Origin of the sequence: Actinocrispum wychmicini (genome assembly GCF_004345645.1) — a bacterium.
GTDB lineage: Bacteria > Actinomycetota > Actinomycetes > Mycobacteriales > Pseudonocardiaceae > Kibdelosporangium > Kibdelosporangium wychmicini.
Genome location: NZ_SLWS01000001.1, coordinates 1724441 through 1734129, shown reverse-complemented (window position 1 = coordinate 1734129; position 9689 = coordinate 1724441). Strand labels below are relative to the sequence as shown.

Annotated in this window: 13 protein-coding genes and 1 pseudogene; 5 read left to right on the top strand and 9 right to left on the bottom strand. The window is 65.0% G+C overall.

The window, feature by feature from the left end:
- Positions 1-68: 68 nt before the first annotated feature.
- From EV192_RS08630 to EV192_RS56750, 3 genes and pseudogenes are all read right to left on the bottom strand, one after another.
- Positions 69-437 carry a hypothetical protein gene (locus tag EV192_RS08630; RefSeq protein WP_132112729.1) on the bottom strand — a complete coding sequence of 123 codons (369 nt, stop codon included), beginning with the start codon at positions 435-437 and terminating at the stop codon, positions 69-71.
- Between the two features lie 1108 nt (positions 438-1545).
- Positions 1546-2087: pseudogene (locus tag EV192_RS08625) on the bottom strand (SAM-dependent methyltransferase).
- A complete protein-coding gene (locus tag EV192_RS56750) occupies positions 2075-2338 on the bottom strand; it encodes an SAM-dependent methyltransferase (protein WP_279492951.1) in 264 nt (87 codons plus the stop codon). Before EV192_RS56750 ends, EV192_RS08625 begins: the two are co-directional and overlap by 13 nt.
- A gap of 444 nt (positions 2339-2782) precedes the next feature.
- Here EV192_RS56750 and EV192_RS08620 point away from each other — a divergent pair, with 444 nt between their 5' ends.
- Entirely contained in the window at positions 2783-3682 is a 900-nt protein-coding gene (locus EV192_RS08620) for an alpha/beta hydrolase (RefSeq protein ID WP_207925915.1), read from the top strand.
- On the opposite strand, the gene EV192_RS08615 is transcribed toward EV192_RS08620, so the two are convergent.
- On the bottom strand, positions 3625-4587 hold the full coding sequence (locus EV192_RS08615; protein ID WP_207925914.1) for a GlxA family transcriptional regulator: 963 nt from the start codon (positions 4585-4587) through the stop codon (positions 3625-3627). The genes EV192_RS08620 and EV192_RS08615 overlap by 58 nt on opposite strands.
- A gap of 118 nt (positions 4588-4705) precedes the next feature.
- Here EV192_RS08615 and EV192_RS08610 point away from each other — a divergent pair, with 118 nt between their 5' ends.
- A complete protein-coding gene (locus EV192_RS08610; RefSeq protein ID WP_132112727.1) occupies positions 4706-5134 on the top strand; it encodes a Rid family hydrolase in 429 nt (142 codons plus the stop codon).
- Between the two features lie 16 nt (positions 5135-5150).
- Positions 5151-5531 carry an SRPBCC family protein gene (locus tag EV192_RS08605; RefSeq protein WP_165960255.1) on the top strand — a complete coding sequence of 127 codons (381 nt, stop codon included), beginning with the start codon at positions 5151-5153 and terminating at the stop codon, positions 5529-5531.
- Positions 5532-5603: 72 nt separating this feature from the next.
- On the opposite strand, the gene EV192_RS08600 is transcribed toward EV192_RS08605, so the two are convergent.
- The 5 genes from EV192_RS08600 to EV192_RS53670 form a co-directional block, all read right to left on the bottom strand.
- Positions 5604-6176 carry a methyltransferase family protein gene (locus EV192_RS08600; protein WP_165960254.1) on the bottom strand — a complete coding sequence of 191 codons (573 nt, stop codon included), beginning with the start codon at positions 6174-6176 and terminating at the stop codon, positions 5604-5606.
- Positions 6177-6342: 166 nt separating this feature from the next.
- Positions 6343-7125, bottom strand: coding sequence for an SDR family NAD(P)-dependent oxidoreductase (locus tag EV192_RS08595; protein ID WP_132112721.1), 783 nt, complete (start codon positions 7123-7125; stop codon positions 6343-6345).
- Positions 7126-7427: 302 nt separating this feature from the next.
- A complete protein-coding gene (locus tag EV192_RS53675) occupies positions 7428-7598 on the bottom strand; it encodes a hypothetical protein (protein ID WP_165960253.1) in 171 nt (56 codons plus the stop codon).
- Between the two features lie 9 nt (positions 7599-7607).
- The gene (locus tag EV192_RS08590) at positions 7608-8210 is read right to left on the bottom strand and encodes a TetR/AcrR family transcriptional regulator (protein WP_132112719.1); all 603 of its coding nucleotides are present in this window, start codon (positions 8208-8210) and stop codon (positions 7608-7610) included.
- Between the two features lie 138 nt (positions 8211-8348).
- On the bottom strand, positions 8349-8687 hold the full coding sequence (locus EV192_RS53670; RefSeq protein ID WP_207925913.1) for a hypothetical protein: 339 nt from the start codon (positions 8685-8687) through the stop codon (positions 8349-8351).
- A 132-nt stretch (positions 8688-8819) separates the two neighbouring features.
- On the opposite strand from EV192_RS53670, the gene EV192_RS08580 reads away from it, so the two are divergent.
- A complete protein-coding gene (locus EV192_RS08580; RefSeq protein WP_132112717.1) occupies positions 8820-9281 on the top strand; it encodes an SRPBCC family protein in 462 nt (153 codons plus the stop codon).
- A gap of 167 nt (positions 9282-9448) precedes the next feature.
- A complete protein-coding gene (locus EV192_RS08575) occupies positions 9449-9676 on the top strand; it encodes a hypothetical protein (RefSeq protein ID WP_132112715.1) in 228 nt (75 codons plus the stop codon).
- Positions 9677-9689 lie beyond the last annotated feature (13 nt).

The window sequence follows — 9689 nt, the reverse complement described above, 5'->3', positions numbered from 1 at the left end:
GCTCGCTGACGCATGACCTGAGGAATCCCTGCGGCACCAGCCACGAGCAGGGGACAACACGAGGGCCATCACACTGTCCCCTGTAGTGCAGAGAAGCACAGGAATTCCCGCACCGCGGAGCCCGTCCATCGGCCGACCGCGCGGGCGGGGTCAACGGGTTGCGGTGGCGGGTTGCGCTCCAGGTCGATGTTGAGCTGGTCGGCGATGGTGTCGTAACCGAGTTTCTCCAGTGCCCGCACCGGGAAGATGCGAGTGATTACCGGTCCACGTACGGGATCGGGCACCAGTCGGTGTTTGGTGCGCCCTTCGGCGCGGCGGGCCGGCACGGGGTGCGGCACCCTGTCGGCGAGGTACTCGTAGGGTGGTCGACCGATGTTCCAGCCCTGCTTGGTGTGTTGGATGAACCCGTCCCAGGCCAGTTCCACCATGTTGAGCACATACCTCCGCGATCGCCTGTTTGACTCGCCGGTTGAGTACGGGGGTGGCCTTTTTGGGCGGCTGCTGCCGGTGGTGCCGATGCGGGTGATGCGGGAAACCCGGTCGATCGATTCACAGACCACGGCGACGAACCGCCGGTCGGGGCGGCGGGCTTCGGCGAGCAGGTCGTTGATACCGCCGTCAGGACTGTGACTGACAGACGTTTGTGGTCGGAGTCTGGACGGCCGGGGTCGAGGGGCTCGTGGATGCAGACCGAGCCAGGTACGACTCGCTCTGACAACCGACGGTTGAGCAAACTGTGGTCTATCTGGGTACATTGCCGACCGCTGGGTTTGGGGAGGTTGGTGCCGGTGTAGATGCCGGCGAGTTCGGCTGCGTCCTGGAAACCGATGCCGCCGACGCGCTTGCCAAGTTGGTCATCCCAGTAGCCGCATAGGTAGTTCATGGCGTACGTCGCCAGCCGGGCGGGCCGTACAGGGTTGCCGTTGTTGTCTTCGCCTAGGCGATGTACGTAGCCGGCGGGATCTGTGTAGATGCTCGGGTCGTCTAGGTCGGCGGGCTCGTGATGAGGCCCGCTGAGTGACTCGTTCATGTCACCGACTACCGCGCTGAGGACGGTGTCTCGGGCGAGCCAACGTCTCGCCTTGGCGTCGGCGGCACGGTATCTCGGTTCAAACAGGTCGCCGTGCATCACGGTCAGGTACATCACGTCCCCATCAGGGAAAGGTTTGAGGCGCAGCAGATTGCGCTTGCGTTCGGCGTGTCCTGGTACTCGGTGGTCCCACCAGCGTTCCACGAGAAGGGCTGTTGTGTCGTAGAAGATGATCGGCGCGAAGGGGCCCCAGTCGCGCGGCAGCGAGCGATGTGTGGCCAGCGGTCACCCTCGCCGAGAATGCGGACCAGTCCCGTGTACTCGTAACGTCCAACCTCGTCTCCCCTGCTGTTGGCGTCCACCAGGCCGCCGTGCTCGTAGTTGATGTAGGCCATGTCGAGGTCCAGCATTGTGCTTTGGTCTACCTTTCCATCCAGGCGGCACTCTGTTGGTCCGGTCGGACAACCGATCAAGTAGTAATGCCACTTTGGACAGTGGCGGAATCCAATCGCGGACTAAATGGTCTTGAAGCCAACGCCTCCGTAGCAGAGTGAGCGAGGAGGATCGATGAACTCGGCGGGGTCTGGTTGCCAGAGTGGCGCGAGGACGACACCTGGTGGCGCCAGGTCGAAGCCTGCGAACAACTGCACGACTTGGTCGTGGGTACGTGGAGTGAGCCGGTTCCTAGTGTTGTGATACAACTCGACAGCTTGTGCGAGCTCTTCTGGATAGTGATCGTCTGTCGCGTGGGAGATGACCAAGGAACTCCCGAGGCTGAGCATCTCGCGAAAAGAAGCGACAATGTCCCCAGGGCTATCGTCGTCAGCCAGGAAGTGCAGCACGGCGAACAGAAGAGCGGCAACTGGCTTGCGGAAGTCCAACAGACGGAGGGTGTCGTCGCGGCCGAGCACGGTGGCCGGTTGACGTAGATCGGCCAGGATCGCCGTCGCGTTCTTGTTCTCGGCGAGCATCAGTTGGCTGTGTGCGACGCCACCGGATCGTTGTCCACGTACACGACGGTGCAGTCAGGTGCGTCGCGCTGAGCTACCTGGTGCACGCTGCCGACTGTGGGTACGCCAGAACCGAGGTCCGGAACTGGCGGACACCAACGTCCCGCACGAGGTGCCGCACGGTTCGTCGGAGAAAGGCCCGATTGGAACGGGCGGCCTCCTCGGCGGGAACAACCTTCAGCACCTTCTCCGCCAACTGCCGATCCGCCGCAAAGTTGTGGCTGCCCTCGAGGATGTAGTCGTACATCCGAGCGGCGTTGGGCACCTCGACGTCAACGCCTTCAGGTACCCAGGGCATGGCGTCGCTTCGCAAGGTAGGAGCGGCTCTGCGAGGCGCAGTTTCGCCGCATGCCGTTCGAGATCGGACCACGCCCGCAGCGTGCAATGGACATGCCTAGGTGGGCTAGCCCATCCGCGGGACCAGTTTCTGGACACCAATTGGACACTGGACAACCGCGCAGGATGTCACAGCGACCACTTCGGACGGTCTACACTTGACTGGGGCTTGCATAAGGGCACAGTCCGAGATGCTTGTGACTTGTCGACGAGCATGCTTCGTAGTCGGTGTGCCTCGCGGGCGCTCGGTCGCCGGTCCAGATCGTGGTTGAGTTCCTGGCGTCCTTCAGGCGCGGTCGGGACCTGCGAATTTGTCTTCTCGCCATGATGGAACGGTCTACTCACGCAGGGTCGGGCACACTTGGACGCGAGACACGGTCACAGTAGGTGACGAGGGAGCGCTGGCGTGGAACAGGTGGAGTTGACATCCATCGATGGCATACGGCTGGACGCCGCGTGGCATCCTGCCCGAGTACAAGAACAACGTGGCTTGGTCATTCAATGTCATGGCATCAACGCCAACATGACCGAGGGCGGAATGTTCGTTCGCCTGGCGGATCGCCTGGCGGACAGCGGCTTCAACGTCTTGCGGTTCTCCTTTCAGGGCCACGGTGACAGCGATGGATCTCAGCGTGGGATGACGATTGCCGGCGAGATGCTCGACTTGCAGGCTGCCATCGAGTACGGGACTCGCCGCTTCCCAGGCACGTTGGCGATCGTGGCGTCGAGCTTCGGAGCAGTATCTACCGCTCTCACCCTCCCGCGGCTTGGTGATCGTCTCGGTCGGCTGGCCCTATGGAACCCAGTGTTGGATCTTCAACGTACTTTTGTTCACCCGGAACTGCCATGGGGTAACGAAAACTTCAACGTCAGCCAGGCCGCACAGGGTTTCCTGATGCTCGACGACGAGTTTGAGGTCGGTCGAGTACAGTTCGAGGAGTTCCACCACTACAAGCCGCTGAAGTACTTGACGGCCAACATAGTCCCTACTCTTGTCGTGCACGGCGACCAGGACACGGCAGTCTCGTACGAGATCACACGGGATGACCGGCTCACCGTCGCTCGGCCCGGTCGGCAGACCGTCGACGACCATGACAAGCACCGCGAAGTCCGGACGCAAGCGATGTACCGCCGGGTCCACGCGAACCCCGGCGAGCAACGCCTCCAGATCGTGCATGATCTCCCTCTGCGTCCGGCCACCGCAGTCCATCACGGACCAGAATATGAAGCCGTCGCCGCGGCGGGCGTTCAGGTGCTGGAACGCGCTTCGCCAGGTGCGGCCCCGATGTGGTGCAGGCGTCGATAGGTGCTCGGCGACATGCCGGTCTCCCGGCGGAAGATGGCCCGGAAGTTCGCGGCGGTGCCCATCCCGGTCACGTTCGCGATCCGCTCGACCGACCAGTCTGACGTTTCCAGCAGCCGCCGGGCCAGCAGGACGCGTTGCAGGGTGAGCCAGCGTATCGGTGGCATCCCGGTCTGTTCACGGAACCTGCGGATGAAGGTGCGCCGGGCCATGCTGCTGCGTCGAGCCAGCTCCGCCACGGTGACCGGCTCGTTCAGGTGCTTGACCGCCCAGACTCGGGTCGCTTCCAGGTCCGCGCCTGGCGGGGAGAACACGTCCACGATCTGGGGCTGTGGCCCCGGGCGTGCGGGCGAGGCGACCATGTCCTTGCTCGCCAATCGTTCGGCGTCGACACCGAAGTCAGTACGGATCAGGTGCAGACACACATCGATGCCGGCACCAGCGCCCGCGGACGTCAGCAGATTCCCGTCCTGTACGAACAGGACGTTGTCGATGACGGTGGTCTCCGGGTACAACTGTCGTAGCTGTGCGGTGTACCGCCAGTGGGTGGTCACTTGCCGTCCGGTTGTGATCCCGCTGGCCGCCAACGCGAACGTGCCCGTGCAGATCCCGACCACCGTGGCACCTCGATCAGCACTGCCGGCGATGGCGTCCAGGTAGGCGTCCGCGATGGCGAGATGCGGATCGGTGTATCCCGGGACTATCACGACATCCGCCCGTGCGAGCGCGGCCAGCCCGTGCGAGGCGACGATCGTCACCCGCTGTTCCGCGGCGACCGGCCCAGGTTCCCCGCACACCATCAGCTCGTAGCCTGGATGACCGCCAAGGACGTTGGCCGCGATGCTGTAGTCCAGCGCGATCACTCGCGGCATCGCGACGATGGCAACCGTGCGAGCAGGCCTGGACACCACCACACCTCCTGACACGATCCTTGCCAAGAACGGCACCGATACCTCTGGCCACCGATCGGCCACGGCTCCTACGGTCAAGACATCCCGGCCATCGCACACTGTGAAGGAGAGCGCCATGTCCGCAACGCGCACCGAGAACTTCGGTGTTCCCTGGGAGGAAGCTTACGGCTACGTTCAGGCGGTCAAACGCGGTGACACGATCTACGTGTCCGGGCAGCTCGCCCACAACGGCCCTGAGCTCGTCGCTCCGGCTCCGCTCGACGAGAACGGGAAAGTGATCGACTACGGGAACATGGGCGAGCAGATGCGACGGTCCTACACCAACGCGGAGGCGCTCCTGCGCCGGTTCGGCGCCTCGCTCGCCGACGTCGTGGAGGAAGTCCTGTACGTCCTTGACATCGACGCGGCTTTCGACGTCGCCGGACCCATACGCAAGGCGGCATACGGACGGGATGATCCACAAGTGGCGAGCACCCTGGTCGGCACACCGCGGCTCGCGTTCCCCGCGCAGCTCGTCGAGATCAAACTGACCGCACGGATGTGACCGGACCATGGCCCGTGTGACCACGTCAAGGCGCTTCGCCACCTCCCCGGAGGACATGTGGAAGCGTATCGGCGGCTTCGGTTCCCTCCACGAATGGCATCCCGCCGTCACATCAACCGCGGTGACCGCGAGCGGCCAAGGTCGAGAGCTCGTCACCACGGACGGTGGACGGATCGTGGAGACGCTCCTGGACAACGGACCCAGCCACTACAGCTACCGCATCGACCAAAGCGCGCTCCCATTCGCGACCTTGGTGTCGACTCTTCGCGTCCTGAGCGATCTGGGGGGCTGCGTGGTCGAATGGGACGCCGAGTTCGAGCCACTTGGCGTGTCCGCGACGGATGCCGCGAACTCGGCCCGGCAGTTCCTCCAAACCGGGCTCGACGCACTCCAGTGAGCACACCGTTGCCTCCGCACCGCGGCCACGATCAGATCAGGAATCCCACGGATCACCGCTGGCGGAAACCCGCTACCAGATGAAGGGGATGAGTCGCTTGTGTGTGGCGGCGTAGTCGCGATACCGCTGACCGAGCTCCCGTAACAACACCCGGTCCTCCACGACGACTCGGTAGACCAGAGCGGACAGCATGATCGCGGTCAGACTGATGATCGACAGCCAGTTCGCGACGGACATACCCGTCCCCACCACGACCAACAACAACCCGACATAGCTGGGATGCCGAACCACGCGATAAGGACCGGTGCTGATCACCGGTTGGTCGTCGCTGGTCTGCACGGAGTAGGTGAAGTACCTGCCCAAGGTCCGGAAGCTCCACACCCGCAGCGCGACACCGCACGCGAGGATGCCCAACCCGACCCACGCGGCAACGGTCGGCTGCACCGCCGTGGCCGGAACCACCCGCCAGAGGCCGATCGCCACGGCGAACCCAACCCCGACGGCGACATGCAGCAACACCCGACTGCCGTGGTCCGCCGTCACCGCCTCGGCACGGGAACGCCTGCTGTTGACCAACTCCACGATCAGCCACACCGTTCCCGCGGCGAACAGCAGCCCACGGACCACATCCGTCAAGACCGTCATACGACAGACCCCCTTACCACCGTTCGCTCCACCACCTCGCCACATAGGACAGTTCGACATCGGCAAGCACGGCTGGCAGGTCGCTGTGGACAACCCGCCCGGCCGGGGCGCCGAAGTCGGCAACGACCGGTTTGGCGCAGGACCACCCGCACAGCGCCCGTCCGGGTCAAGGTCGGTTCAGTCGCGCCGCGATCGCACGGATCGCCGAGCGCGGGGCGACCCGCAGCACCTCCGCCCGGAATTTGGTCCCCAGGTCGGGAATGGCGATCGTCTTGCCGGCTTTCATCGCCTCGAAGCCGGATCGTGCGACCGTGGCCGCGTCGGTGAGCCCGGACGTGAACAGGGGTGAGCGTTGCGCACCGGCGACGGTGGCGAACTCGGTCGCCGACGGACCAGGACACAGCACGGTGGCCGTGACCCCACTGCCCCTCAGTTCGTAGGCGATGGCCTCGGTGAAGTTCACAACGAAGCTCTTTGAGGCGTAGTACGTGGCCATGTACGGTCCGGGCAGGAATCCGGCCGACGAGGCGACGTTCAGGATGCGACCGCTCTCGCGCGCGACCATCGACGGCAGGAACAAGCCCGTGAGCCGCGTGAGCGCTTTGACGTTGAGTTCGATCATCGCCAACTCCCGGGCCAAGTCCAGTGTGGCGAAGGACCCGTTGGTGCCGAAGCCGGCGTTGTTGACCAGGAACTCCACCTCGATGCCGGCCTGGGTCATCTCGGCGTGCACCCGCGCCGGTTCGGTCGGGTCGCTCAGGTCCGCGGCGATGACACTGACGTCGATCCCGTGCGCGTCACGGAGTTGATCAGCCAACGTCTCCAGCTTGGCGCGGCGGCGGGCGACGAGAACGAGGTCATGCCCGTCCGCGGCGAACAACCGCGCGAACTCGGCACCGATTCCGGCCGAAGCCCCGGTGATCAACGCTGTCATTCCAGTGCGTGTCATGGCGATCTCCATCTACGTAAGGATCGAACGACAGTTCCCCGCCTCGACTGGGCGAAGGTCTTCTGGAAGTCCGTCATGGGTACGCGCACGATCTGGAGCAGGAACGTGCCGCCGAACGCGATGATGACGACGGTGATGAGCACGACCCCGGCGAGGATCCAGGACGAGTCGCTGAGTTGAAGCACGGGCGGAGCCTTTCCAGGGCGTGTGGTCTCACCGGTCTTCATCAACTTGACGCCGTCAAGTTAGCGGTGTCAGGTTGACGATGTCAAGTTGACGGTGTCAGTCTGGTGTCATGAGCACTAGGCGCGTCCAGGCCCGTGCCGGCGAAGGCGGCCAGCTCCCGCGAAGACATGCTCCGCGTCGCCGAGGAACTGCTGGACGAGGACGGCAAGGAGGAGGCGCTGACCATCCGCGCGGTCGCCCCAGCGGGCGGGGTTCACCACGCCCTCGGTCGACAAGTGGGCGCGCACGAAATCGATTCACGACGCCGTGTGCCGGATCCCAGCCAGCACGACGTCGGTGATCCGTTCGGCCTCCGTCCGGGTGAAAGGCCGCACCCGCTGGTCGACGTAGCTGTAGGCCGGACCGGAGAGCATCTGGGTCACGAGGTAGCTGTCCACCGGCGGCAGCTCGCCGCGTACGACGGCGCTGTCCACCCGTCGCATCACGAGATCAGTGCGCTGCTGGAAGATCGCGTTCACCGTGCCGCGGGTCGCCGGGTTCTCCTGAGCCGACCGGGCGGCCTGCAACAATGCCCGCCCCCTGGGCGAGTTCAGGCTCTCGCCGAGCGCGATCAGGAAGTCGACCAGATCGCGACGGAGATCCCCGGTGTCGGCAATGGACACCATCCCCTCGACATTCCACAGCAGCGCCTCGCTGACCAGCGCGTCGCGATCAGGCCAGTTGCGGTAGACGCTCGTCTTGTGCACCCCGGCCAGCTCGGCCACGTCCTCGTAGCCGAAGCCGGCAAAGCCGTGCCGCGCGACGAGTTCCGCTGTCGCGGCGAGGATCCGCTCCCGGACACGGGCGGTGCGGCCACCGGGCCGGCGGGCCGCCGGCCGCGGCGGGGAGTCGTTTGCCATCTCTCGTTCACTCCTTGTCCCGCATCCGGGCAGTAAATCCCATACCGATGGGTGATCCTCGTCACGGGCCACCCCTTCGGGCATTAAAGCTATATCTTGTTGCTTTAAGATGGGCCTCAAAGGAGGCACAGACCGGGCCTACTCACCAAGATCAAGCAGAACCGTGTTCGCGCGACCGAACTGAGCGTGTTCGTCGACGCCGACGGCCAGGAGATCGGCCAGATGCCGGTGAACGAGTTCGACGTCTCCGACCACGACATCGAAATCGCCCGGGAGGACCTCGCGCGGATCATGATCGACGCGCTCCCTGCCAGCACCACGGTCCGCATGCGGGAGCACATCGAATCGCTCGCCGACGACGGTGCCGGTGTCGACGTCCGGTTCGCCGCCGGCGACACCGGGCGTGCTGGCGCAGGTTCGCGGCAGGCCCGCGTGCTGGCACACCTTCATGCGCCGATTCACCGAGGAGACAGGCACAACCCTGTTGCAGCGGCTGCTCAACGCCCGTCTCGGCCAGGCGCGGGAACTGCTGGAAACCACCGACCACCATCACATCCGCTGCCGCGGCGTCACCTCGGCAGGGTGCGAAGGAGAACGAAAGGATACGACGTGCCTCACTACCGAGTCAGCGCAACGAGTTCGGCACCCGTCGACACCGTGTGGGGCCTGCTGATCGATGCCCGCAGCTGGCCCCGATGGTCCTCCGGACTGGACGAACTGGTGGAGGAACGCTCCAGCGGCCTCGACCCACACGGCCACGACGGCGTCGGAGCGATCCGCGCGTTCCGCACGGGCCGGGTCGTCACCGGTGAACGACTCACCGAACTGGTGCCGCGCCAACGGATGTCGTACGAGGACGCCTTCAACTTCGCCATGAAGGACTACCGTGCCGTCATCGAGTTGGATCCCACCCCGGCCGGCGGCACTACCATCACCTGGCACGGCACCTGGCGGATGCGACCCGGTATCGGCTGGACCATGCCCTTCGTCCTGCCCCGGGTGATGCAGCGGATGGCCGACGACCTCGCCCACTACGCAGCCGACCCGGCGGGAACACCCGACCGCCCGTGACCAGCACCGCCCGGGGCAACGGTCCGAGTCCTTGAAGCCTCGAAGAAATGCCACGAATTTCGGACTATTCACGCGCGGCGAGATCCTACAGGCGACCACATGATCCCACCGGCCGTCACGTACCCGCCCTTCGACGACCGAGCAGCCGGTTTGCCGCGCGGTGTGGGATGAGCAGCATCCGCCGTCGCGGCAGCGGGCTGCCTCTCACCGTCGGGACGGGGTGGGTCTCGGCGCTCGATGATCCGCTGGCGGGCCAGGTCAAACCCACACAGGAGTACCAGCGTGCCCAGGCCGGCGAGCTCAACGCGTACCGGCAGGCCAGACTCGCCTACTACGGCCTGGAAACGCACTGGCCGGACGCGCCATTCTGGCGACGCCGACACGTCGACGTTTGAGCGTGACCGGTCT